The organism is Chromobacterium sp. ATCC 53434, assembly GCF_002848345.1.
Taxonomy (GTDB): domain Bacteria; phylum Pseudomonadota; class Gammaproteobacteria; order Burkholderiales; family Chromobacteriaceae; genus Chromobacterium.
Genome location: NZ_CP025429.1, coordinates 3,553,964 through 3,577,859 on the forward strand (window position 1 = coordinate 3,553,964; position 23,896 = coordinate 3,577,859).

The window sequence follows — 23,896 nt, forward strand, 5'->3', positions numbered from 1 at the left end:
AGGCCGGGGCCCGCGACCCCGGCCTACGCGTTTTCTCGTATGAATTTTCACTAATTGATCAACTAAAACTATTTATATGTAGAACGGCGATGCCATCCGGGAGGCCCGCATGCTGCAACAACTGACTGTCCGACAGAAACTGCTGAGCGGTTTTTCGCTGTTGATCCTGCTGCTGTGCGCCGTCGTGGTGGTGGCCTATCAAAAGTTGCAGACCATCCAGGACAACGTCCACGAGATCAAGGAAGACCGCTATCCGAAAATCGTGCTGTCCAACCGCGTCTCCCTCAATCTGCTGTACATCAGTCGCGAAGTGCGCGACGGCATCCTGTCCCGCGACCCGCAGAAGGTGGAGCGCCACATCCGCAACGTGGAGGCCTTGCGCGCCAGCAACCAGGCCGACCTCGACCGCATGGAGCCGTTGCTGTCGCAACCGGAGGGACGCGCGCTGTTCGTCAAGATCCGCGACGCCCAGACGCAGCAGCGGCCGCTGTTCGCGCCATTGTACGAATTGATGCGCAGCCACCAGATCGACGCCGGCCGCGAATTCCTGGACCAGCGCTTCGCTCCGACCAACAACGCCTTCATCGCCGCGCTGCAGTCGTTGCGCGAACGGCAGCAGGGCCGGCTGGAGAAATCGATGCTGTCGGCCCAGCAGTCCAGCCAACAGGCCATCACCATCTTGCTGTCCACCGCGCTGGTCTCGCTGGTTCTGGCGGTGCTGGTGGCGCTGGCCATCTCCGATCTGATCACCACGCCGCTGCGCAAATCGGCCGAGCTGGTGCACCAGATCCGGCTGGGCGACCTGTCCGGCACCTCAGAACCGATCCCGCCGGCCCGCGACGAAGTGCTGGGCATCGCGCGCGACATCCAGGAAATGCGCGAGGGCCTGCGCGCCGTGGTGCTGAGCATCCAGGAAAACGCCCACCAGGTGTCGGACTCGGCGCGCGCGCTGTCCGGCATGGCGCAGCAGGTGGCCAACGGCGCCCAGACCCAGGCCGAGGCCACCACCTCGGCCGCCGCGTCGATCGAACAGCTGACCGTCAGCATCAACCAGGTGGCCGACAACTCCAGCGAGGCGTCCGAACAGGCCCAAACCGCCGGCCAGCTGGCCAACCGCGGCGGCAGCGAGGTGCTGGAGTCGGTCGGCAAGATACGTTTCGTCACCACCTCGGTGGACGACACCGCCAAGCAGATGAACAGCCTGACCAAGGAAGTGCAGCAGATAGGCAATATCGTCACCGTGATCCGCGATGTGGCCGACCAGACCAATCTGCTGGCGCTGAACGCCGCGATCGAAGCGGCCCGCGCCGGCGAGACCGGGCGCGGCTTCGCCGTGGTGGCGGACGAGGTCAGGAAGCTGGCCGAGCGCACCACCACCTCGGCGCAGGAAATCACCACCATGATCGCGTCCATCCAGCAGGGCGTCGGCAAGGTGGTCAGCAGCATGGGCCAGAGCCTGGACTGCGTCGAGGGCGTGTCCGGCACCGCCGAGCAGGCGTCCAACTCGATGCGCGAGATCGAAAGCAGCGCCGGCACCATCATGCGCACGATACAGAGCATCACCGGCGCGCTGAGCGAGCAGCGCAGCACCAGCCAGAGCCTGGCACAGGACATGGAAAAGGTGTCGAAGATGGCCGAGGAGAACAACGCCACCGTGCAGGAGCTGGCCACCACCTCCACCCAACTGAGCTCGCTGTCCACCCAGCTGCAGAACGTCACCACCCGCTTCCGGCTCTGAGAGCCTGTTCAAAGTCTTTTGCGACAGCGCCCTAAGACTTTGAACAGGCTCTGCCCCAACGCGCGCGCCACAAACTGCCAATCCATCCGGCATTTCACCGTATAATCGCCGCCATCATCCCGATACGAGGCGTGCGATGGATCCCGTTCTGCTGTTTCACTCGCTGTTGATGGGCCTGGTCGAAGGCATCACCGAATTCCTGCCGATCTCGTCCACCGGCCACCTGATACTGGCCGGCGACCTGCTGGGCTTTCTGGACAAGGAAAAGCGCGACGTCTACGAAATCTTCATCCAGCTGGGCGCGATGCTGGCGGTGGTGTGGGAGTACCGCGGCAAGATAGGCCGCACCGTCGCCGGCGCAGTCCGTCCCGGCGGCGAACGCAATCTGTTGCTGGCCATCGTCATCGCCTTCATTCCGGCCGCCGTCGCCGGCCTGCTGTTCTCCAAGCAGATCAAGGCTGCGCTGTTCAATCCGGTCTGCGTCGCCGTCGCCTTCATCGTCGGCGGCCTGGTCATCCTGTGGGCGGAGAAGCGCGAGCACAAAGTCGCTGTGGCAACGGTCGATGAGCTGAGCCTGAAGGACGCGCTGAAAGTGGGCCTGTGCCAGTGCCTGGCGCTGATTCCCGGCACCAGCCGCTCCGGCGCCACCATCATAGGCGGCCTCTTCCTCGGCCTGTCGCGCCAGGCGGCGACCGAGTTCTCCTTCTTCCTCGGCATCCCGACGCTGGGCGCTGCTTCGCTGTACAGCCTGTACAAGCACCGCGCCGCGCTGAGCGCCGACGACGTCGGCGTGTTCGCCGTCGGCTTCCTCGCCTCCTTCGTCTTCGCCTTCCTGGCGATACGCGCGCTGCTGCGCTTCATCGCCACGCACAGCTTCGAGGCCTTCGCCTGGTACCGGATCGCCTTCGGCCTGATCGTGCTCGGCACCTGGTGGAGCGGCCTGGTCGACTGGAGCGCCTGAGCGGCGCTCAGAAACGGCCGCTGACCGCCGCGCCAGCGTAGCCCAGGCAATCCTCGACGCGTCGGCGCTGCACTGCGCCCAATTCGTCGAGGGCGAAATAGCGCCAGGCGGAATGCTCGGCGCTCAGCCCGGGCTCCGCGTCCGGCGGCGGCTCGCAGCGGAACACGAAGGCCTGCGAGTTGTAGGCGCTGTGGTAATAGACGCCGCTCAGATACAGCGGCGCCACCTCCCATCCCAATTCCTCCCGGCATTCGCGCACCACGCACTCGTGTATGGTCTCGCCCGGCTCCAGCGCGCCGCCCGGCAGGCCCCAGGCAAGATCGCCATACGTCGCCTTCAACAGCAGCACCCGCCCGGCCGCGTCGACGATCACCGCGTGGGCGCTGAGACGGAAAGTATCGTCGAAAGCCACCGCCTATTGCCTGGCCTCGCGGCTGACGCGCTCGAAGAATTCGTAGATGCCGGTCTCGCTCATGCGGCGGGCGTCGGCCAGTTCGCCGGCCCGCGTCGCGTAGATCACCTTGTTGTCCGGCGACAGCACCACCGCCGCCGGAATACCTTTGGCGATCGGATGGCCGTAAGCGGCGTCGATGTCGAGATTGTGGTCGAAATTGCCGACATCCACCTTCACCACCTTGAACTCGCGCGCCAACAGCTCGGCGCTCTTGCCGCCGCTCAGCGCCGCGTCCAGCGCGCGGCAGTCCGGGCACCAGTTGGCGCCCAGGATCAGCAACACCGGCTGGCGGCTCTGCTTCGCGCTCTCCAGCGTCCGGCTCAGCTCGGCCCGGGCGTCGGCCTTCTCGTCGTACGGCAGGCCGCCGGCCAGCGCGGCGGCGCTCGCCAGCAGCAACGTCAACAGAATCAGCAGTTTTTTCATGGCAATCTCCGGGATCAGGCCAGCCGCGGCAGGCACAGTATTTCGGTTTTCACCGAATGGGCGATGAAACATTCGGCGTGGGCGGCATGGTGCAGACGCTCCAGCTCCTGCTGCGTCGGCAGCTTGTCGCCGGAAAAGGACGTGGCGGGCTGCAGCGTCACCCGCGCCACCCAGGCCTTGCCGGCCTCGTTCCTGGCCATCTCGCCGACGGCGACATCGTGATATTCGTCGACGCGGAAACCGGCGCGCGCGGCGATATCCAGAAACCACAGCATGTGGCAACTGGACAAGGACGCGATGAAGGCCTCCTCCGGGTCCACCGCCGCCGGATCGGAATACGGCGGCGGCACCGTCTGCGGCGCGGAAGAAGCCGGCACCTCGGCTCCGCCGTCGAATTTCAGCACATGCCTGCGGCTGTAGCGGCGATCGAGAAAATCCTGATCGCCGCGCCGCCATATCACTTCCGCCTGATGCTGCGCCATCGCGCCCGCTCCTTGTCCACTTGGTCAACGCCGATGATAGCATGACGATGACAAGGACATGTCCGCGCTCAGCGGCAGCAGGATGGCCGCAGCGCGGCGAGGCCCCACACCTCGTCCTGTTCGGCGCGCCAGCGCCGCAGCGCGGCCAGATCCAGCTCCGCCGGCAGCAAGCTGGCTTGCGCGTCGGCGGCGGCCAGCAGACGACCGCGGGCGTCGATCAAACAGCTGGCGCCGTCGTATTGCGGCGCCGGGTAATTGCACAAGGCGACGGCGAAGCGGTTTTCCAGCGCCCGTCCGCGCAGCTGCTGCAGGCGGACATCGCCCAATTCGGCGTCGTCGCGCATCGGACAGGCATTCGGGACCAGCACCAGCTCGGCGCCCTGCCGCATCAGCGCGCGGCCCGCCTCGGGAAACTCGCGGTCGAAGCAGATCATCGCGCCGACGCGCACCGTCTCGCCGCCGAGCGCGACGTCGGCGCAGACGAAGCCGTCGCCGCCTTGCAGCGCGGTCTCGGTGCCGTCGGTGAAATCGCAGATGTGGACCTTGTCGTACTGCAGCGCGATCGCGCCATCTGCGCCGTACAGCCGCAGCCGGTTGCGCAGCGCGCCGTCGACGCGGGCGAGATAGGTGAAGCCTATGGCCAGGCCCAGCCCGGCGGCCAGCCGGGGGATCTCGGCCAGAACCAGCTCGTCGTCGTCCCAGGCGTGGTCGGTGTTCATCCGTTGCGGCGCGTAGCCGGTGGACCACATTTCGGGCAGCAACAGCAGATGGGCGCCATCGGCAGCCGCGTCCTCGCACCACCGCCGCAACAGCGGCAGGCGGCGCGACGGATCGTCAGGCGCGGCCTGCTGCGCCAGCGCCAGTCGTATCGTGCTCACACCAGCGCGATCCGCACGTAGATGGGCTGGTACGGCGCGTCCTGGCTGACCCTGACCATGCCCTCCTTCACCAGCTCCAGCACGGCGATGAAATTGACCACCAGATGGGCGACGCCCTTGTCGACGTCGAACAGCTCCTCGAACGGCACGTACTCCTTGCCGTCCAGATAGCGCAGAATCCAGCTCATCTGCTCGCGTACCGACAGCTCGTCCTTTTCCACCTTGTGGTGGCGGCGATGCTTGGCGCGCGACAGGATGGCCAGCCAGGCCTGGCGCAGATCGGCGGCGCCGACGTCCGGCAACCGCTGTTCGGCCGACTGCTCGATCAACACCGCCAGCCAGGCGAAATCGCGGTCGGCCTGAGGAATCTTGTCCAGCTCCAGCGCCGCCAGCTTCATCTGCTCGTATTCCAGCAGCCGGCGCACCAGCTCGGCGCGCGGATCGTCCGGCTCGCCGTCCTCGTCCAGCTGCGGCCGCGGCAGCAACAACCGCGACTTGATCTCGATCAGCAGCGCCGCCATCAACAGATACTCGGCCGCCAGCTCCAGCCGCCCGTCCTTCATCGCGTCGATATAGGACATGTACTGGGCGGTGATCTCGGCCATCGGGATGTTCAGCACATCCAGGTTCTGCCGGCGGATCAGGTAGAGCAGCAGGTCGAGCGGGCCCTCGAAGCTCTCCAGGATCACTTGCAGCGCGTCGGGCGGGATGAACAGATCCTGCGGCACCTCCAGCACCGGCTGGCCGAACACATGGGCGATCGGCACGCTGGGCGGCAGTTCGGGCGCGGTCAGCTGGAAATCGGCGGCATCGCCGCTGGCGGGAGTCTCGGGCACGGCATTCATGGCGGCAAGGATACCACGCGGGCGCTTGAACTTTTACCCGCAAAAGCGCACCAACAGGCTTTGATTCCGGACGATACCGCATTGCCCCCTCTCCGCCTGCTGCTGACTCTCTGCCTGCTTTCCGTCACCGCCCTGCCGGCCGCCTGCCAGGCCGCCGACGTCCCCGCCACCGGCAAGGCGCCGCGCCTGACCGATGCCCGCTCGCCGCATTTCTGGCGCAAGCGCGAGATCGAGGAAATCAGCCGCCGCATCATCGAGCGGGAGCTGGGCTACGCCGACGCGCCGCGCTATATCGTCGCGGCCGACGGCGGCGACGCCGGCAGCACCTATCGCTTCCGTCTGGCCCCGCCGCCGCGCCACGGTCTGGCCCTGCCGACGCCGGCGGTGTCCTTTGTGGTCAGCGGCGATCTGGCCAGCGGCCGGGTCGTCAGCATCTGCCACCAGCGCGACGGCCGCTGGCAGGGCTGCCGCTCGCCGCGCGCCCAAATCCGCTCCTGAGCCGCGGGCCGCCGGCTACTCGACCCGCTCGTCCAAACTGACTTCCATCAGCTGGCAGGCGCCGGTCTGCTGCAACAGCCGCTGCGCCCGCACCAGCCATTCGCCGTCCGCCGCGCGCAGCCGGAACGGCCGCAACGGCTGGTAGGCCCGTCCGGGCAGCAACAACACCCCCCGCCGCAAAAAGCGCCGTTCTGCCTGCAACAGCAAGCCCGGCGCCATCGTCCCGTCGTCCAGGCTGGTCACCGCCGCGGCCTCGACCGCCAGCGGCCGCTTGCCGACGAACTCCACGCCGCACTCCCCCGGCAGCGGATCGTCCGGCAGGCTGATCCAGCGCACCAGGCCCAGCTGCCAGCCGAAGCCGCGCCGCTTCAGCATCACCGGCTCGCCCGCCTGCAAGGCCAGGCCGGCCAGCTCTCCGCCCAGCCGGATGCCGGCGGCGCTCAGATTGAGCACCAACAGCTCGGCCGGCGGCGTTTGCGGCGACGGCGCGCCGTCATGCGCCATCTGCCAGCAGCGCTCGAAACCGGCCAGCAGCTGCACGCGCTGGCCATTGCGCTGATTCAAGCGCAAATGCCGCCGCTGCGGCGGCTGGCTCCACTCCCCCTCCAACCGCGCCAGCAACTGCCACTCGGCGGCGGTCGCCGTCTGCGCGCCGCCTTCCATCGCGGCCCGCAGCGCGCGCAGCACCGGCTCGGCGTCCAGTAGCCAGCCCGCGCCGGCGGCCGTCTCCGGCTCGGCGAACCGCGCCGGCAGATCGGCATTCAACTCGACCCGCCAGCACGCCTCCCGTCGGCCGCTCGGCAAGGCCTGCAGCGCCAGCCTGCCGCCATGCCCCTCCAGCCAGGCCAGCAGCAATTGCAGCCGCGCGGTCTGCAAACGATTGCCGCCGCTGATGCCCAGCAGCAACAGCTTGCGGTAGCTGACGCCGGCGCTGGCCAGCCCTTCGGCCGGCAAGCGCGTGTACCATCGCTGCGCGCGCGCGTCGGCGAACACGCGGTGACAGCCTTGCCAGAAACCGGCCGGCAGCGGCGCGTAGCGCAGCGCGCACAAGCCGGCCAGGCGCCAGCCGCTGGCCAACGCCAGCGCCGATGCCAGCCATCGGCCGTCGCGCCTGGCCGGCAGGCCGCCGTCGGCCGCGGCCAGCCGCGCGCACTCCTCGTGTAGCCACAACCACCAGCGACGCGCCTCCTCGCCGGCCGCCGCGCGCGACGGCAGCGCCGCCGCGGCGTCGAACAATATGCGCAGCGCCGACAAATACGGGAGCGGGTCCGGCTCCAGCTGCCGCAGGCGGAGCGCATGCCGCCGCAGCGCTTGCCAGGCCTCGGCGGCCGGCAAGGCGGCCAGACTCCGCAGTTCCGCCTCCGATATCGGCGGCCCGTCGGCCTGGCCGCGGGCGACAGTCAGTTTCAACATGATGGCCATGACAAATCGATTGGGTGGCGCATCTTAGCGCTTCGCCCCGGCCGCCGCGATCACGCCGGTTCGGCAATATTGCCAAGCGCCGCCAGGACTTCCGCGCTGCCCGTCACCCGACAGTATTCTCCGTCCAGATTGGCCAGGCTCATCGCGTGCACCTCGTCGGCGCGGCGCTGGCGGCCATGCCAGTCGGTCTTGTCGAAAGCGAAGCAGCCGTCTTCCGCCAGCCAGGTCGAAAAGCCCAGATTGCCGGCCATCCGCACCGTGGCTTCAACCGAGTTGCTGGTGCTGACGCCGGCCACCACCAGTTCCAGCCAGCCCCTCTCGCGCAGCAAGGCCTCCAGTCCGGTGCCGATGAAGGCGCTGTTGGTCTGCTTGGCGATCACCGTCTCGCCGGCAAGCGGCAAGGTCTCGGGCTTGAACGCATTGCCCGGACGATCCGGCCGGAACGTGGAATCCGCCTCGGTGGAATCGTGGCGGATATGGATCAGCGGCAGGCCGCGCGCGCGCCAGGCCTGCAGCAGGCTGGCGCACACCCGCTCGGCCTGAGGATTGTTGCGCGGCCCCCAGCTGGGATCGTCGACCGCCTGCTGCATGTCGATCAGCAGCAGCAACGGCATCCGGGAAGAAAATCGCGGCGGCGCGGACATCGTTCAGCCTTTCAGATGAAAATGGCATGATGCCACGGCGCCGGCGCCACCGCATCGCCGGCTCAGGACTCCCAGTACTCTCCCGGCATATAATCGCTGAAATACCATTGCTGGCCTTCCGGATCGCGCGCCAGATAGCCGCTGGCGCCGTAGTCCTCGCGCTTCAGCGGCTGCACGATATCGGCGCCCCCGGCCCTGGCCCGCTCGTAGTGCGCCGCCGGGTCCTCCACGTGGACGCACAAGGCCTGCGCCAGGCCCGGCAGGCCGCGCGCGCCGATCCACCGCTGTTCCGGCTTGGGGCTGGACACCATGATCACCGTATTGCCCAGGCTCAACTCCGCGTGATGGACCCGGCCATCCTCGATCACCGCGAAGCGGCGCTGAAAGCCGAACACCCGCTCCAGCCATGTCATCGCCGCCACCGCGTCGTCGTAGCACAGGCACGGGTACACGCCTGGCAGGGCTCTGGTTTCGCTCATCCCACTCTCCCGGATCGGCCATATGGCTGATTCACTGTAGGACAATGGCAATAAAAAACCGCCCTGCGAAAGGGCGGTTCGTTCACGGCTTCGACGCAGACGGAATCAGGCCGACAACTCCAGCATCAGCTTGTTGATGCGCTTGACGAAGGAGGCCGGGTCTTCCAGCTTGCCGCCCTCTGCCAGCAGCGCTTGGTCGTACAGCACCTGGGCCAGGTCGGCGGCGCGGATCTCATCGGTTTCGTCGGCCAGTTTTTTCACCAGCACATGCTCCGGATTGATTTCCAGCGTCGGCTTGGCGCCCTCGACACTCTGGCCGGCGGCCTTCAGCATCCGCTCCAGGTGGGCGCTCATATCATGCTCGCCGGCCACCAGGCAGGCCGGGCTCTCGGTCAGGCGCGCGGTGGCGCGCACTTCCTTCACCTGCTCGCCCAGCGCTTTCTGCACTTTCTCGACCACCGGCTTGGACGCCTCCTCAACCTGCTTCTGCGCCTCCTTGTCGGCCTCGTCCTCCAGCGCGCCCAGATCCAGCGCGCCCTTGGCGACCGATTGCAGCGCCTTGCCGTCGAACTCCAGCAGCGAGCCGGTGACCCACTCGTCTACGCGGTCGGTCAACAGCAGCACTTCCACGCCCTTCTTCTTGAACACTTCCAGGTGCGGACTGTTCTTGGCGGCGGCCAGCGTGTCGGCGGTGATGTAGTAGATCTTGTCCTGACCTTCTTTCATCCGGCCCACGTAGTCGGCCAGCGTCACCGCCGGCTCGGCGCCTTCCGACGCGGTGGAGGTGAAGCGCAGCAGCTTGGCGATGCGCTCCTTGTTGGCGAAGTCCTCGCCCACGCCTTCCTTCAGCACCTGGCCGAAGGCGGACCAGAACTCGGTGTACTTCTCCGGCTGATTGGACGATAGGTCTTCCAGCAGGCCCAGCACCTTCTTGACGCAACCGGCGCGGATGGCGTCGATGTCCTTGCTCTCCTGCAGGATTTCGCGCGACACGTTCAACGGCAGGTCGTTGCTGTCGATCACGCCGCGGACGAAGCGCAAGTAGTGCGGCATCAGCTTCTCGGTGTCTTCCATGATGAAGACGCGGCGAACGTACAGCTTGACGCCCTGCTTGCGTTCGCGGTCGTACAGATCGAACGGCGCGCGCGACGGGATGTACAGCAGCTCGGTGTATTCCTGGCGGCCCTCGACACGGGCATGGCTCCAGGCCAGCGGGTCGGTGAAATCGTGGGCGACGTGCTTGTAGAACTCCTGATACTGCTCGTCGCTGATGTCGTTCTTGGAACGGGTCCACAGCGCGGACGCGGAGTTGACGCTTTCCATCTCGTCGCTGACGATCACTTCGCCGTTCTCGCCGTAGCTGTTTCCCTTCTTCATCTCGATCGGAATCGAGATGTGGTCGGAATACTTGCGGACGATGCCCTTCAGTTTCCAGTCGTTCAACAGCTCGTCTTCGCCGTCCTTCAAGTGCAGCACGATCTCGGTGCCGCGGCCGGCCTGCTCCACCGCCTCCAGCGTGTACTCGCCCTCGCCGCGGGATTCCCAGCGGGTGGCTTCGGCCTCGCCTGCGCGGCGAGTCGTCAGCGTGACCTTGTCGGCGACGATGAAGGCCGAGTAGAAACCGACGCCGAACTGACCGATCAGGTGGGCGTCCTTCCTCTCGTCGCCGGACAGCTGCTCGAAGAAGGCCTTGGTGCCGGACTTGGCGATGGTGCCGATGTGGGACACCACTTCGTCGCGGCTCATGCCGATGCCGTTGTCGGCGATGGTGATGGTGCGGGCATCGCTGTCGAAACCGATGCGAATCCTCAACTCCGCGTCGTCCTCGAACAGCTCCGGCTTGGCCAGGCCTTCGAAACGCAGCTTGTCGGCGGCGTCGGACGCGTTGGAGATCAATTCGCGCAGGAAGATTTCCTTGTTGGAATACAAGGAATGGATCATCAGCTTGAGCAGCTGTTTCACTTCGGTCTGAAAACCCAGGGTTTCTTTCTGTGCACTCATGGTCGGCAATGAAAAGAGGTTGGCAATAGCGCCAAGATGGAGTCCCTTATCGGCTTTTCAAGTGCCGGAAATGCAAAAAGCCCTGCCAGTTGGCAGGGCTTTTCGACGGCGGGACCGTTCAGGACTCGGCCTGACCCGCTTCCGGCGCAGCAACGGCCTCGACCGGAGCCTCGACGGCGGCCGGCTCTTCAACCGAGGCGTTTTTCGGTTGCATCTGCAGCTCGGCGGCGCGCTTCTCTTCGGCGCTGACCTCGCCTTGCGGCTTGCCGTTCAGGTCGAAGCGCTTGCCGCCGCGCGCCAGCGACTTCAGATAGCGCGGCTTGCGGCAATGATTGGCCACGACGCGGGAGATCAGCGCCGGGTCGAACTGGGACAGCGTGGAGATCAGACTCTCGTGAATGCCAAGGGCCAACGGCCGGAACTGACGAAACACGTCGAACTTGCTGTAAATATGATCCGCGATCATCTCGGTCTGCTTTTTCTTGGACAGGCTTTGAACAGCAGACTTGAGAGCAGCACCGAGTGCCGTTTCAGTATTTGGCTTCATGAACTTCTATCTAATCCGTCAAGGCAAAGACAGCGAATGCTGCCCAATCAAGAGGCGTGGTGCAACCGGCCACTCGTCCAGTCAGACAACTCAATGTTGCTTGAATGTCATTTTAATACAGCAGGTTTGGCGACGCCATCCGCATGAGAGTCAACAGAACCATCACGCGCCAATGCTTGGAAATGGTGCCCCGGGCCGGAATCGAACCGGCACAGCCGAAGCCGAGGGATTTTAAGTCCCTTGTGTCTACCAATTTCACCACCGGGGCCACGCAGAGCGGGCGATTGTAGCCCATGGGAGCCGCCGCTGACAATTCATTTCAAATATCCAGCACGGCGCACCGTCGGCCTGTTCCGGTCATCCTGCCCTGAGTGGGCCGCGCCAGCAAGGCGCTGCCGGAGGTCAGCAGACAAATGTTTGATTTTAAAGCATTGCCTGGGACCGGAAAGTGCTGCACTTTAACCACAAAGGAAATCACTGTCAATCCGGACCAGCCTATGGCGACTACGCGATACCGCTCAGTCGGCGCATCATCACATTATTACGAGGAAATAATATAACCATATCGGATAAATAAATAGGCTGATCGGATTTCTCGTCGGACAATCATGTCTTATCGATAAAAAAACGATAGCTTGATCAGAAAATGATTTGATAGCTTCATCCAAACCGGGACCCGGATAAATCGTCATCCCGAAGCAGTTAAAAACCACTCGCATTTTGTCATGGGTCAATACCGGTTTGCCGATATCGATGCTTCCCCGCTTTAGCCTGCCCCCAGTCCTTCCCGAAAACCATTCCCCTTCATCGGCTTGCCGGCCGACATCGGCCATTTGACGCGATCGGCCATTGGACGCGTCGGCCGCGCTCATCGACGGTGCCGTCCCGTGGGCCAGGCGCTCAGCCATCGGCCCTCTCTTCTCCGGGCATGCCGCCAGCCAGCCATGCGCATGTGGCGACCAATGGAATATTGTCAAACAATAATACAAAAACAAGCCGGATCACCTGTCCACCTGGCCTTCCGCACTTGTCGAATCGGATAGAAACTGGCCGACCGACAAGGTCGGCCGTCTCCGCAAGCGGCTACATCCAAAATACCAGCGCAAACAGCAACACACCGCCACGGAGCCGCATGATGAGCCTCTACGCCGACCTGGTCCGCAAAGCCGCCGACCAATACCGCGCCCAACTGGACGCCATCTACTCACGACAGCAAATCATCCACCACGCCGATCACGCCGTCGGACTATTGCTCAAGGCCGGCCTGCAAGCCAGGGCGCAGGCCGGCGAAGACTACGTGCCGTACATCGTGTTGCGACTGGCCGAGGACTTGCGGCCATTGCAAAGCACCGTGCTGGTCTATGTCTGCAATGTGCTGGGTTGTCAGGTAGAACCGGACACCGATTACGGCGGCCCGGGTCGTTATCAGATCCGGCCCCATGAAGACGAACCGGGACCGGACAGCCTGCGGCTGCTGGTGGAAGATGCCTGAGGCGGCGGCGCGCCGCTCACTCGCGTCGCGGCGGGCCCGCTTTCGGCTCGCGCTCCAGCGCCGACAGGATGCGGTATGCCGCCTCCACTCGCGCGGCGTTCGGATAATTGCGGTTGGCCAGCAATACCAAACCTATCCCGCGCGACGGCACCATCAACACATAAGCGCCGAAACCGTTGGTGGAGCCGGTCTTGTTCAACAGCGCCTCCGCATCGTTCTGCAGAGGCGGCGTCAGCCACTGCGCCGCCTGCGGTCGGAACGCCATCGCGTCGGAATTGCCGGCCAGCAGCCTGGACAGGCTGATCGGATAGCGATAGCCCTCCCAGCCCAGCCCTTGCCGCATGTCGCCGACGCGGTAATAAGCGGCATGACTGGCCGCGATCGCCCGCCGCAAGGCCGGATCCGAGCCGCCGGACATATTGATCGCCAGGTATTTCAGCATGTCCGCCGCGCTGGACTTGATGCCGTAAGCCTCGGCATCCAGCGCGCCCGGCCCCACCCGTACCGGCTTGCCGGCCTTGGAATACCCCCAGGCATAGCGCGACTGCGCCGCGGCCGGCACATGGACATAGGTGTTGTTCAAGCCCAGCCGGGGCAGCAGGGTCCGTTCCATCGCCTCGTCGAACGGCTGACCCAGGCTGCGCGCCGCCAGGTGTCCGAACAGGCCGATGCTGGGATTGGAATACAGGCGGCGACTGCCCGGCGCAAAGACCGGCTGCCAGTCCCGGTAGTAGGCCAGCATCTTATCCTTGTCGTCCGACGCGGCCGGAAACTGCAGCGGCAGCCCGCCGGCGCTGTAGGTGGCCAGTTGCAGCAGCGACACTCGATCGAACGCGCTGCCGTTCAATTCCGACCAGTATCGGCTGGCCGGATCGGACAAGGACAACTTGCCCCGAGCCAGCGCATAGCCTCCCAAAATGCCGGTGAAGGTCTTGCTGATCGAGCCCAGCTCGAACAGCGTGTCCTCGCTCACCGGCTGCCCGCTCTCCCGCGAGGCGACGCCGTAATTGAAGTAACGCGCACGGCCATCGGCCAACACAGCCACCGCCATGCCGGGAATGTCGTTGGCCTTCATCAACGGCGGTATCGTCGCCTCCATCACCTTGTCGATCCCCTCCCGCCCCCCGGCATCGACGGCCGCGGCCGGAACAAGGGAAAGACAAGCGAGCAGGCCGAAGCACATCGATCGTTTTCTGGTTTTCGTCATCGCGGAACTCCTGTGCGGGGACATCCCGGCAGACTCGGCCTGTTGGCGCGACGCGGGGTCCCGATTGGGGAAAGTCCCGCCAAATTACAAACCCTTCCCATTCCGGTAAACCGGGCAAGACGTAACATCCGTAACGGTTAATGGATTGTAAAAGCGACCTCGCCAAGCGATGCAGGCGCCGCCTCAGGCCGGATCCACCTCCTCGCCCCCTCTCGCCGCGCTGGCGTACTTGCGCAACAGCGCGTCGACGATGGCCGACGATTCCGCGTCAGGCTCGCCATCATAGCGGGCAGGTCGAAAATGCATCTGGAAGGCCACAATCGCATCCCGCGTCTTGACATCCCATTCCCCACTTTGCGGCACGTCGTAGCCATAAGCGGCCAAACGGCGCTGCCAGCTGGTCGCATTCGCCGCCTTTGGCTGCAAGGGAAGGAAACGACGCACGTCCTCGTCGTCCGGCCAAGCGCCAACGCCAAACTCCCGGTACAGCCGCTCCCAGGGAAACTTCGGGCCCGGATCCATTTTCCGGCCCGGCGCGATATCGGCATGCCCGACGACATCGCAAGGCCTGATCTGGTGGCGGGCGACGATGTCGGCCGCCAAGTTGCCGACCAGCGCAATCTGCGCGTCGTCGAACGCTTCCCAATCCCGCCGCATCGGCGGCCAATCGTCCTGCAGCGGCGACGGATAGCCGCGATTGACGATCTCCACGCCAATCGAGCCGCCATTCAAATAGCGCTGTCCTCGCCAGCAGCTGTCGCCGGCATGCCAGGCCCGCCTCTCCTCCGCCACCAGCCGCAGCACGGCGGGCCGCCCGGACAGCGTCGCGGCGTCAGGCACCAGATAATGCGCGCTGGTCCGGTATTGCGCCTCCGTCAGCAGCTTCAGCGAACTGGCGAAATCTACCGCCGTATAATGGAACACCAGAGTGCGCACCCGGGAATCCTGGTTGGCCGATATGTGGGATTCGTCTATCCAGAGCCTGCTCGTTTCGTTCCGCGCCCTGGCAAGCGGAACCGCCAGCAACGCGCCGCCCGCGGCGATCATTCCGCTCCGGCACAGAAATTGTCTCCGGTTCGCCATTTCCCTTCCCTTTCCGCCATCCGGCGCGTGATGCGATATGCCCAATCCCGTCAGACCACCCGCTCTGCGTGGAAATTCCGGCCAGGCATGGCGACTCTGCAAGACTGGGAGCAGAACCGCCGCAACCAGGACTTCACAAAGAACCGCAGAGCCATATCCGGATGTGCCGCATGATCTGAATTCTGACAGGGCCAGCTACTCCATTGGAATAAAACTCCCTTCTATCGGAGGGCATTATCTTTTCAATCCCGAGATAGGCTTGTCTTTCAGCAAATGGCATTGGCCAGATTTAAACTTTAGCCATTTTATGCCGTAGAGCCTGCTAGGCTGAAAGCACTTGTGGGAATCAGGGAGTAAGGTTTGTGCGTTGGCGATATGGAGCACTATTGAGTCTGGTGCTTTGCTTTACGGCTCCAGCGGAAACTCTTCACTTTGTCACGAAGATTTCTCCTCCACTCAATTGGGAGGAGAAAGGACAATCCATTGGCCCCATGATTGATATCCTGCAGGCCACATGCAAATCACTTGGCATTACATGCACAATACAGACCATGCCATGGCGTCGCGCCTTGCTGATGGTCGAGGATGGGCAGGCTGAAGGTTTATTCGCCTTGGCAATCAGCCCTGATCGAATCGCGCAGTTTTATTTATCAGAACCACTCATTGTCAGCGCTTACTCATTCTTTGGCCTGAACAACAACAATTTTCATTATCACAAGCCAGAAGACTTAATAGGACACACTATTGTGGTCTACGGCCCATCCAATACCCAAACCGTGCTTGAACATGCGCTGAAAGATATAAAAGGCGTTTCGATCATTATCGAAAAAGACGATCTCACTCTGTTGCGAAAACTGGCAGAGGGCCGTTATGGACAAGAAGCGCTTGCATTCATGAATCGAGACATTGGTGAAAATTTATGTCAATCCCAGCACATTTTAGAAATTAAACCAATAGCCGATTACAGCTCAGTTTACTACAGTATCGGCCTATCCAGAAAAGCCGTATCGGAATCGAATGCAAATCGGTTTTTCAATACCGTGCATATCTTGAACAAATCGGGAAAGATTGCCGAAATTCTTAAAAAATGGAAGTTAACCCCCGCAATCAAGCCCCAATAGTTTTCTTGAGAAAATCCCAAAAAGCATGCCTTTTCAAAAGCATGATAAAAGCACAAGGCCAAGCAAATGGATGATATCCTCTCCGGATTTTCCATAGCATAAGCTCCGACAAGCGCTGACAAAGTTTACCGCCATACTCAAGGCAAGACGCGCCGAGAGTACAGACAGCACGGCAAGCCGGCGCAACGCGGCATCAACGTTTTTGTTGGTCGAGCCAGACGATGGGCTTCCCCGCGCCATCGCCGCGGCCATCAATCAGGGAACGAAGGCCATATACCGGCGGCCCCGGATCGCTGTCGATCCATTCCGAGAGGGCGATGCCACGGCGGCCCCTCCCGCCCCGCCTCCGCGGCGTCTTTATGCGGCGATATGCCAGGCTCGCGCGGACGGAAAATCACAAGATCGACGGACAGCCACACCGCTTACGCGAGTGGTCGAGAACGGAAATGCGCGGGAAGATCGCCCGCGGGACCGGGTCCGCGGAGGTGGACGCGCAAAAGAAAAACACCGTAAATCCAAAGATTTACGGTGTTTTATCTGGAGGCAGGGGCCGGAATCGAACCGGCGTAGACGGATTTGCAATCCGCTGCATAACCACTTTGCTACCCCGCCGTTACCGGCGAACCAATCAGCGCTGCGTCTGACCGGTTGAATATGGAGCGGGAAACGAGGCTCGAACTCGCGACCTCAACCTTGGCAAGGTTGCGCTCTACCAACTGAGCTATTCCCGCATGGGTAAAACCTGGATTGTAGATGGAGCGGGAAACGAGGCTCGAACTCGCGACCTCAACCTTGGCAAGGTTGCGCTCTACCAACTGAGCTATTCCCGCGTCGCAAAACAATCAATCGTAAAGGAAGTCTGGAGCGGGAAACGAGGCTCGAACTCGCGACCTCAACCTTGGCAAGGTTGCGCTCTACCAACTGAGCTATTCCCGCATCAAAAGCGTCGCAGACTGGGTGTGGAGCGGGAAACGAGGCTCGAACTCGCGACCTCAACCTTGGCAAGGTTGCGCTCTACCAACTGAGCTATTCCCGCACTGCCAGACTGCTGAACTTCCTTCACATCTCGCTGCTGCTTCGTCAGTAGCGGCGAGAGACTGCGAATTATAGAGATTTATTCTGCCCTGTCAACACTTCAAACATCTATTTTCTTACCCGCAAACTCCTTGGCGGCCATCTGCAGATAGTAAACCATTGACCATAAAGTCAAAACAACGGCGACGTACATCGAAAAATTTCCGATATGGCGCGCATCCCAGCCCGGAAGCAGCTCGCCATCGTACAGAAGCAGCGTGATCGCCAGCATCTGGGCGGCGGTTTTCAGCTTGCCGATATAGGCCACCGCCACGCTGCTGCGGCTGCCCATGCCGGCCATCCATTCGCGCAACGCCGAAATGGTGATCTCGCGACCGATGATGATCATCGCCATCCAGCCCTCGGTGCGTCCCAGTTGCACCAAGAGGATCAGCGCGGCGGCGACGATCAGCTTGTCGGCCACCGGATCGAGAAAGGCGCCGAATGCCGAGGTCTGCCCCAGCCGACGCGCCAGATAGCCGTCCAGCCAGTCGGTGGCGGCGGCCAATGCGAAAATGCCGGCCCCCACGACATTGCGGCTGTGCAGCAACAGAATGGAGTCCGGCAGGAAGAACACCGCCACGCAGATCGGAATCAGGGCGACCCTGAGCCAGGTCAGGAATATCGGCAAATTGAAGGGCATTGGTATTGGTTCTTGTCGCTTCAGGCTAGTCAACAACGCCGGCCGGCGCCCCGAGCCTGGATCAGGGACGCCCGCCGTTTTCAATCGTCAATGCAGCGCATTGTAAATCTTTTCCGCCAGCGTAAGGCTGATGCCGTCCACCTGCGCCAGATCGTCGACGCTGGCCGCCGCCACGCCGCGCAGGCCGCCGAAACGGGTCAGCAACTGCTGGCGGCGTTTGGCGCCGATGCCGGGTATTTCCTCCAGCGTCGAGGCGGTCCGCGCCTTCGCGCGGCGTGCCCGGTGGCCGGTGATGGCGAAACGGTGGGCCTCGTCGCGCACGGTCTGGATCAGATGCAGCGCCGGATGATCCTGGCGCAATTGTAGCGTCTTTTCCAAGTAAGGCAGGATCAGCGTTTCAAGGCCCGGCTTGCGCTCCTCGCCCTTGGCGATGCCGACGATGGGCAGATTCAGGCCCAGCTCGCCCAGCACCTCCAACGCCACGCCGACCTGCCCCTTGCCGCCGTCGATGAAGACCGCGTCGGGCAGCCTCCCCTCGCCCTCGGCCAGTTTGCCGTAGCGGCGTGACAGAACTTCGCGCATCGCCGCGTAATCATCGCCCGGCGTCGCGGTGGTGATATTGAAACGGCGGTATTCGCTAGGCTGCATCCCGCCCTTGTCGTACACCACACAGGACGCCACCGTGGCCTCGCCCATTGTATGGCTGATATCAAAGCATTCGAAACGACCGGCGTCCTCCAGTTCCAGCACCTCGTTCAGCTGCGCCAGCCGCTGCGTCTGCGTGGCCTTGCTGCCCAGCTTCTGCAGGATGGCGAGCTCGGCGTTCTTCTCCGCCATCTCCAGCCATACCCGGCGCTCTCCGATCGGATTGCCGACGATATAGACCTTGCGGCCGGCGCGCGTCTGCAGGAATTCCTGCAGCGCCTCGTCCAGCGCGCCGTTGACGACCAGCGCCGCCGGCACCGCGGCGTGCTGGTAGTGCTGGGCGACGAAGGCCTGCAGGATTTCGTCGGCGGTGTCGGCCTCGCCGCCGACCGGGAAGTGACTCTTGTCTCCCAGGTGGCGGCCGCCGCGTATCATCACCAGATTGACGCAGGGCATGCCTTCGCGGATCAACGCGGCCACCACGTCGCAGTCCTGCTGGCTCTGGTTGCTGGCGACGAACTGCTTCTCCTGCACCCGCACCAGCGACTGGATCTGGTCGCGCAGCTCGGCGGCCTGCTCGAACGCCATCGCCTCGGCCGCCGCCGTCATGCGCCGGGTCAGCTCGTCGATCAACTCGCTCTGGCGGCCGTTCAGAAAGGAGACGGCACTGGCGACGTCGGCGGCGTACTCGTCGCGGGAGATATGCTCGACGCAGGGACCGGAACAGCGCTTGATCTGGTACAGCAGGCAGGGACGGGAACGATTGGCGAACACCGCGTCCTCGCAGGTGCGCAGCCGGAACACCTTCTGCAGGATCTGTATGCTCTCGCGCACCGCGTAACCGTTCGGATAGGGGCCGAAATACTGGTTGGGCTTCTTCGGCTCCCCGCGGTAATACGCCAGTTGCGGAAAGGCGTGGCCGCTGAACATCAGATAAGGATAGGACTTGTCGTCGCGGAACAGGATGTTGTAGCGCGGCGCCAGCGCCTTGATCAGATTGTTCTCCAGGATCAGCGCCTCGGCCTCGGTGCGGGTGACCGTGGTTTCTATGCTGGCGATCTGCCGCACCATCAGCCGGATGCGCGGGCTCAGATCGTTCTTCTGGAAATAGGAGCTGACGCGCCGCTTCAGGTCTATCGCCTTGCCGACGTACAGCACCTTGCCGCCGTCGCCCAGCATCCGGTAGACGCCGGGCAGCGCCGGCAGGTTCTGCAGCACGCTCTGGTAATCGAATGCGCCCACTATTTGCCGCACCAGGTCTGCACGTCTTTCTGGGCCTGGCGGATCAACTCATTGCGCTGGGCGTCCGAAGCCAGCGCGGTAGAACCGGGCAGGCGGATGCGGCCGTTCTGCTGCAGCGTCGACAGATTGGCCTGCGCCGCCTTGCAGTTCTGCGCCTTCACCTTGGCGTTGGCTGCGGCGACGGCGGCGTTGTCGGACGCGACCTGCTTGTTGTCCGGCTTTCGCTCCGCCTTCTTGTCGGCCTGCGGCGCCGAGGCCTGCGGCGTCGGCTGCGCGCGCACGTTCAGCCGGTGCGCGCCGACATTCGGCGGCGGCTGATCCGAATACACCTTCTTGCCGCTGGCGTCGGTCCAGGTGTACACCTCGGCCGCCGCCATTCCCGCCGGCAGCAAGGCCAGCAAAAAGGTCCATACTATAGATGATTTCATTATCCTGTCCCCGACCACTAGCACGGTACTCCGATTGTAAAGCCTGCCCCCTCCCCGCGCAAAAACACGGGCGTTTTCGGTACTTTTGCAGAGGACTGCGCGAACCGGTATAATGCGGCTTTGCCGCCTAAGGAAACGCGATGCGTATCATCGAGAAAGCCTATACCTTCGACGACGTCCTCCTCGTCCCGGCCCATTCTGAAGTTCTGCCGCGCGATGTAGTTCTCACCACCCAGCTCACCCGCAACATCACGCTGAAACTGCCGCTGGTTTCCGCCGCCATGGACACCGTGACCGAATTCCGCCTCGCCATCGCCATGGCGCAGGAAGGCGGCCTCGGCATCGTGCACAAAAACATGGGCGCCGAAAAACAGGCTGCCGAAGTTTCCAAGGTGAAGCGCCACGAGAGCGGCGTCGTGAAGGATCCGATCACCATCGCGCCGGACATGCTGATCCGCGACCTGGTGCTGCTGACCCGCCAGCACAAGATTTCCGGCCTGCCGGTGATCGAGGGCGGCAAGGTGGTCGGCATCGTCACCAACCGCGACCTGCGCTTCGAGACCCGCCTGGACCAGACCGTCGGCTCCATCATGACCCCGCGCGAGCGCCTGATCACCGTCAAGGAAGGCGCCAGCATCGACGAGGCCCGCGAACTGATGCACAAGCACCGCCTGGAACGCGTGCTGGTGATCAACGACGCCTGGGAGCTGAAGGGCCTGATCACGGTCAAGGACATCGTCAAGACCAGCGAACACCCGAACGCCAACAAGGACAGCCAGGGCCGCCTGCGCGTCGGCGCGGCCGTCGGCACCGGCGCCGACACCGAAGAGCGCGTCAAGGCGCTGGTCGCCGCCGGCGTCGACGTCATCGTCGTCGACACCGCCCACGGCCACAGCCAGGGCGTGCTGGACCGCGTGCGCTGGGTCAAGCAGAACTTCCCGCACGTCGACGTGATCGGCGGCAACATCGCCACCGCCCAGGCGGCGCTGGATCTGGTCAAGGCCGGCGCCGACGGCGTCAAGGTCGGCATCGGCCCCGGCTCCATCTGCACCACCCGCATCGTCGCCGGCGTCGGCGTGCCGCAGCTGACCGCGATCCACAATGTGTCCGAGGCGCTGAAAGGCACCGGCGTGCCGATGATCGCCGACGGCGGCATCCGCTTCTCCGGCGACATCGCCAAGGCGCTGGCCGCCGGCGGCAACGCGGTGATGCTGGGCGGCATGTTCGCCGGCACCGAGGAAGCGCCGGGCGAAGTGGAACTGTTCCAGGGCCGCTCGTACAAGTCCTACCGCGGCATGGGTTCGCTGGGCGCGATGAGCCAGGGTTCGGCCGACCGCTACTTCCAGGACAGCTCCAACGCCGCCGACAAGTTCGTGCCGGAAGGCATCGAGGGCCGCGTGCCGTACAAGGGCCCGATCGCCCAGGTGATCCACCAGCTGGTGGGCGGCCTGCGTTCGTCTATGGGCTACCTCGGCTGCCCGACCATCGCCGAGCTGCACCAGAAGGCGCAGTTCGTCGAAATCACCTCGGCCGGCATCCGCGAATCCCACGTCCACGACGTGCAGATCACCAAGGAAGCGCCGAACTACCACGTGGACCGCTAAGCCTTCCGCGCTGGAAAGATAAAAGCCCGCGTCACACGACGCGGGCTTTTTTTGCGCCGGCCGCTCAGGCCAGCGACAACATCAGCCGGGTGCGCAAGGCGGTGGGCGGATTGTCGTAAGGCGAATTCAAATACTCCTCCACGCACGGCACGCCGCCGGGCCCGCGCCCGCTGCCGGGCAGCCAGTGCCGGTACAGCCAGGACCAGGCCGTGGGCAGCTCCGCGTACGGTCCCAGATGCGTCACGCAGGCGTACTCTCCGGCGGGAATCTCCCCCCACTCGAACCCATCCGGCAGCGGCCGTCCCTGCCAGGAGTCCGGCACAGTCACGCAAGCGATGGAGCGCAGCTTGGCCTCCTCCGTCTGTTCCGGATCATCCAAAAACATCCCGAATACGCGACCTGGCGCGTCGCCGACTGCGCCAGCCGGGCTGATGGCCTGCAAAACGCTGAAAGCCTGGCCGATCTCCATATAACTGCCGACATGGCGGCGCATCAGCACCGTCAGCCCCTTATCTTGCTTGAGCAATGTCACTTCATGCATAACGGTCTCCCAGTCTTGCCTAGAAATGAACGCTCTGCGCTGGCGATAGCGGCCCGGACTCTCGCCGTAAGCCCTGGCGAAGGCCCGGACGAAGGCCGCGGTGCCGCCGTAGCCGGCGCGCGCCGCCACCCTAGCCAAAGGGAGCGAGCCGCCGTCCAACTGCCCGGCCGCGCGATGCAGCAACAGCCGCTGCCGGGTCTCACCCACCGTTTCGGCCATCAGGCCGCGATAGACGCGGTGAAAGTGAAAGGGCGACAAGCAGGCCTCCTCCGCCAACCTTTCCAGCGGCGCCGGCTCATCCAGATGGCGCCACAGATAGTCCAGCGCCCGCAGCATCCGCCACAAATACGGCGAATCCGGGCCGCCGTTGCGATAGAGCGTTCTCATGAAGTGAGCTTATCCCGCATCGATTGATTCGTTTTGCTGAGTTGGCTGTTGCAACAGCAACCATTGCATGCGCTGGCACAGCTCCACCACGTAGTCCCATACCACGCGGTAGCGCAGCGTACGGCGGATATTGCTGCGGGCGCTGATCCAGTAGGAACGGATGATGCGCACCTCCGGCAGGATCTGCGCCAGGCGCGCGTCGTCGCAAGTCATGTAATACGGCAGCACGACGATGCCGCCGTCGGCCAGCGCCGCCTCGCGCTGCGCCACCACGCTGGTGCTGCGCAGCGGCATGCTGGGATTGCGGCACAGGCCGTGATGGAACATCAGCTCGCGCGAGAACAGCAGGTCGTCGACATAGGCCAGGATCGCGTGGCCGTTCAGGTCCTCGCGCTCGCGTATCGCCGGATGCGCGGCCAGATAGGCCGGCGTCGCGTACAGACCCAGGCAGTAGTCGGTCAGCTTGCGCGTCACCACCAAATTGGCCTGGGGCCGTTCCAGCGCGATCGCGATGTCGACCTCGCGGCTGGTGATGCTGACGAAGCGCGGCACCGACACCAGGTCGATCTCCAGGCCCGGGTAACGCGCCATCAGCGCCGGCAGATGGCGGGCCAGGAACAGCGAGCCCAGGCCCTCCGGCGCGCCCAGCCGCACCAGGCCGCTGACCTCGGCATGGCCGTGCCGGCCGCTGTCCAGCATCTGCGAGGCGGTGTTCTCCAGCGACTCCGCCAGCGGCAGCAACTGGCGTCCGGCGGCGGTCAGCGTGTAGCCGTCGGCCTGCTGGACGAACAGCGGTTGGCCCAGCACCGCCTCCAGCGCGGCGATATGGCGCGCCACCGTCGCATGGGTGGTGCCCAGCTGGCGCGCCGCCCCCAGCAACTTGCCGCAGCGCTGCAAGGCCAGAAAATAGCGGACATCGTTCCAGTCGAACATCGTCGTCCCCCGCTGGTCATTGTGCGTTTGCACACGATGACGGCTGCCATTTCGCCGCCGGCTGTTCAAAAATTAACATACGTTGTTTCCCGCTGGCTATTCCCAGCCGCTTCCGCTTCGGTTT

Annotated in this window: 24 protein-coding genes and 6 tRNA genes; 6 read left to right on the forward strand and 24 right to left on the reverse strand. The window is 64.0% G+C overall.

The genetic code is table 11. The features are described from left to right. The first annotated feature begins 109 nt into the window (after positions 1–109). The gene (locus CXB49_RS15680) at positions 110–1,738 is read left to right on the forward strand and encodes a methyl-accepting chemotaxis protein (RefSeq protein ID WP_101709271.1); all 1,629 of its coding nucleotides are present in this window, start codon (positions 110–112) and stop codon (positions 1,736–1,738) included. 136 nt (positions 1,739–1,874) lie between these two features. Further along, complete coding sequence (locus tag CXB49_RS15685) at positions 1,875–2,699, forward strand: undecaprenyl-diphosphate phosphatase (protein WP_101709272.1); 825 nt, start codon at positions 1,875–1,877, stop codon at positions 2,697–2,699. A gap of 7 nt (positions 2,700–2,706) precedes the next feature. On the opposite strand, the gene CXB49_RS15690 is transcribed toward CXB49_RS15685, so the two are convergent. From CXB49_RS15690 to CXB49_RS15710, 5 genes are all read right to left on the reverse strand, one after another. Further along, positions 2,707–3,111 (reverse strand): NUDIX hydrolase, encoded by a 405-nt coding sequence (locus CXB49_RS15690; protein ID WP_101709273.1) that lies wholly within the window; start codon positions 3,109–3,111, stop codon positions 2,707–2,709. Between the two features lie 3 nt (positions 3,112–3,114). Beyond that, positions 3,115–3,576 (reverse strand): co-chaperone YbbN, encoded by a 462-nt coding sequence (locus CXB49_RS15695; protein ID WP_101709274.1) that lies wholly within the window; start codon positions 3,574–3,576, stop codon positions 3,115–3,117. A 14-nt stretch (positions 3,577–3,590) separates the two neighbouring features. Beyond that, complete coding sequence (locus CXB49_RS15700; RefSeq protein WP_101709275.1) at positions 3,591–4,058, reverse strand: OsmC family protein; 468 nt, start codon at positions 4,056–4,058, stop codon at positions 3,591–3,593. 68 nt (positions 4,059–4,126) lie between these two features. Continuing rightward, a complete protein-coding gene (locus CXB49_RS15705) occupies positions 4,127–4,936 on the reverse strand; it encodes a carbon-nitrogen hydrolase family protein (protein ID WP_101709276.1) in 810 nt (269 codons plus the stop codon). Beyond that, positions 4,933–5,781, reverse strand: a complete 849-nt coding sequence (locus tag CXB49_RS15710; RefSeq protein WP_101709277.1) for a ScpA family protein — start codon at positions 5,779–5,781, stop codon at positions 4,933–4,935. The genes CXB49_RS15705 and CXB49_RS15710 overlap by 4 nt, the downstream gene beginning before the upstream one ends. Positions 5,782–5,862: 81 nt before the next feature. On the opposite strand from CXB49_RS15710, the gene CXB49_RS15715 reads away from it, so the two are divergent. Then, on the forward strand, positions 5,863–6,279 hold the full coding sequence (locus tag CXB49_RS15715) for a hypothetical protein (protein WP_158300899.1): 417 nt from the start codon (positions 5,863–5,865) through the stop codon (positions 6,277–6,279). 15 nt (positions 6,280–6,294) lie between these two features. Here the strand turns inward: CXB49_RS15715 and CXB49_RS15720 are convergent, their stop codons facing one another. From CXB49_RS15720 to CXB49_RS23650, 7 genes are all read right to left on the reverse strand, one after another. Beyond that, positions 6,295–7,692: a hypothetical protein gene (locus CXB49_RS15720; protein ID WP_158300900.1), complete on the reverse strand. Its 1,398-nt coding sequence runs from the start codon at positions 7,690–7,692 to the stop codon at positions 6,295–6,297. A 59-nt stretch (positions 7,693–7,751) separates the two neighbouring features. Beyond that, positions 7,752–8,315 carry a cysteine hydrolase family protein gene (locus CXB49_RS15725; RefSeq protein ID WP_233492824.1) on the reverse strand — a complete coding sequence of 188 codons (564 nt, stop codon included), beginning with the start codon at positions 8,313–8,315 and terminating at the stop codon, positions 7,752–7,754. A gap of 92 nt (positions 8,316–8,407) precedes the next feature. Beyond that, on the reverse strand, positions 8,408–8,824 hold the full coding sequence (locus tag CXB49_RS15730) for a VOC family protein (RefSeq protein ID WP_101709281.1): 417 nt from the start codon (positions 8,822–8,824) through the stop codon (positions 8,408–8,410). Positions 8,825–8,929: 105 nt separating this feature from the next. Beyond that, entirely contained in the window at positions 8,930–10,825 is a 1,896-nt protein-coding gene (htpG, locus tag CXB49_RS15735) for a molecular chaperone HtpG (RefSeq protein WP_101709282.1), read from the reverse strand. Between the two features lie 118 nt (positions 10,826–10,943). Continuing rightward, positions 10,944–11,372 (reverse strand): ProQ/FINO family protein, encoded by a 429-nt coding sequence (locus CXB49_RS15740; protein WP_101709283.1) that lies wholly within the window; start codon positions 11,370–11,372, stop codon positions 10,944–10,946. A 183-nt stretch (positions 11,373–11,555) separates the two neighbouring features. Then, a tRNA-Leu gene (locus CXB49_RS15745) sits at positions 11,556–11,640 on the reverse strand. Between the two features lie 265 nt (positions 11,641–11,905). Continuing rightward, positions 11,906–12,280: a hypothetical protein gene (locus tag CXB49_RS23650; RefSeq protein WP_158300901.1), complete on the reverse strand. Its 375-nt coding sequence runs from the start codon at positions 12,278–12,280 to the stop codon at positions 11,906–11,908. A 227-nt stretch (positions 12,281–12,507) separates the two neighbouring features. On the opposite strand from CXB49_RS23650, the gene CXB49_RS15750 reads away from it, so the two are divergent. Further along, the gene (locus CXB49_RS15750; protein WP_158300902.1) at positions 12,508–12,864 is read left to right on the forward strand and encodes a hypothetical protein; all 357 of its coding nucleotides are present in this window, start codon (positions 12,508–12,510) and stop codon (positions 12,862–12,864) included. 16 nt (positions 12,865–12,880) lie between these two features. Here the strand turns inward: CXB49_RS15750 and ampC are convergent, their stop codons facing one another. Then, on the reverse strand, positions 12,881–14,071 hold the full coding sequence (gene ampC / locus CXB49_RS15755) for a class C beta-lactamase (protein ID WP_101709285.1): 1,191 nt from the start codon (positions 14,069–14,071) through the stop codon (positions 12,881–12,883). A 183-nt stretch (positions 14,072–14,254) separates the two neighbouring features. After that, complete coding sequence (locus tag CXB49_RS15760) at positions 14,255–15,118, reverse strand: N-acetylmuramoyl-L-alanine amidase (protein WP_233492825.1); 864 nt, start codon at positions 15,116–15,118, stop codon at positions 14,255–14,257. A 431-nt stretch (positions 15,119–15,549) separates the two neighbouring features. Here CXB49_RS15760 and CXB49_RS15765 point away from each other — a divergent pair, with 431 nt between their 5' ends. After that, positions 15,550–16,275: an ABC transporter substrate-binding protein gene (locus tag CXB49_RS15765; protein WP_233493104.1), complete on the forward strand. Its 726-nt coding sequence runs from the start codon at positions 15,550–15,552 to the stop codon at positions 16,273–16,275. 538 nt (positions 16,276–16,813) lie between these two features. Here the strand turns inward: CXB49_RS15765 and CXB49_RS15770 are convergent. The 8 genes from CXB49_RS15770 to CXB49_RS15805 form a co-directional block, all read right to left on the reverse strand. Then, positions 16,814–16,887, reverse strand: a tRNA-Cys gene (locus tag CXB49_RS15770). Between the two features lie 43 nt (positions 16,888–16,930). Beyond that, a tRNA-Gly gene (locus CXB49_RS15775) sits at positions 16,931–17,006 on the reverse strand. A 23-nt stretch (positions 17,007–17,029) separates the two neighbouring features. Further along, positions 17,030–17,105, reverse strand: a tRNA-Gly gene (locus CXB49_RS15780). A 30-nt stretch (positions 17,106–17,135) separates the two neighbouring features. Beyond that, a tRNA-Gly gene (locus CXB49_RS15785) sits at positions 17,136–17,211 on the reverse strand. A 24-nt stretch (positions 17,212–17,235) separates the two neighbouring features. Next, positions 17,236–17,311 (reverse strand) — tRNA-Gly (locus tag CXB49_RS15790). A 99-nt stretch (positions 17,312–17,410) separates the two neighbouring features. After that, positions 17,411–17,992, reverse strand: a complete 582-nt coding sequence (gene pgsA / locus CXB49_RS15795) for a CDP-diacylglycerol--glycerol-3-phosphate 3-phosphatidyltransferase (RefSeq protein WP_101709288.1) — start codon at positions 17,990–17,992, stop codon at positions 17,411–17,413. 87 nt (positions 17,993–18,079) lie between these two features. Next, positions 18,080–19,882 carry an excinuclease ABC subunit UvrC gene (gene uvrC, locus CXB49_RS15800; protein WP_101710731.1) on the reverse strand — a complete coding sequence of 601 codons (1,803 nt, stop codon included), beginning with the start codon at positions 19,880–19,882 and terminating at the stop codon, positions 18,080–18,082. Further along, on the reverse strand, positions 19,879–20,307 hold the full coding sequence (locus CXB49_RS15805; RefSeq protein WP_101709289.1) for a DUF4124 domain-containing protein: 429 nt from the start codon (positions 20,305–20,307) through the stop codon (positions 19,879–19,881). Before CXB49_RS15805 ends, uvrC begins: the two co-directional genes overlap by 4 nt. 140 nt (positions 20,308–20,447) lie before the next feature. On the opposite strand from CXB49_RS15805, the gene guaB reads away from it, so the two are divergent. Continuing rightward, complete coding sequence (guaB, locus tag CXB49_RS15810) at positions 20,448–21,911, forward strand: IMP dehydrogenase (RefSeq protein WP_101709290.1); 1,464 nt, start codon at positions 20,448–20,450, stop codon at positions 21,909–21,911. 64 nt (positions 21,912–21,975) lie between these two features. Here guaB and CXB49_RS15815 read toward each other — a convergent pair whose 3' ends face one another. Next, a complete protein-coding gene (locus tag CXB49_RS15815) occupies positions 21,976–22,839 on the reverse strand; it encodes a GyrI-like domain-containing protein (protein WP_101709291.1) in 864 nt (287 codons plus the stop codon). A 9-nt stretch (positions 22,840–22,848) separates the two neighbouring features. Then, positions 22,849–23,805: a LysR family transcriptional regulator gene (locus CXB49_RS15820; protein ID WP_233492826.1), complete on the reverse strand. Its 957-nt coding sequence runs from the start codon at positions 23,803–23,805 to the stop codon at positions 22,849–22,851. Positions 23,806–23,896: the final 91 nt, after the last annotated feature.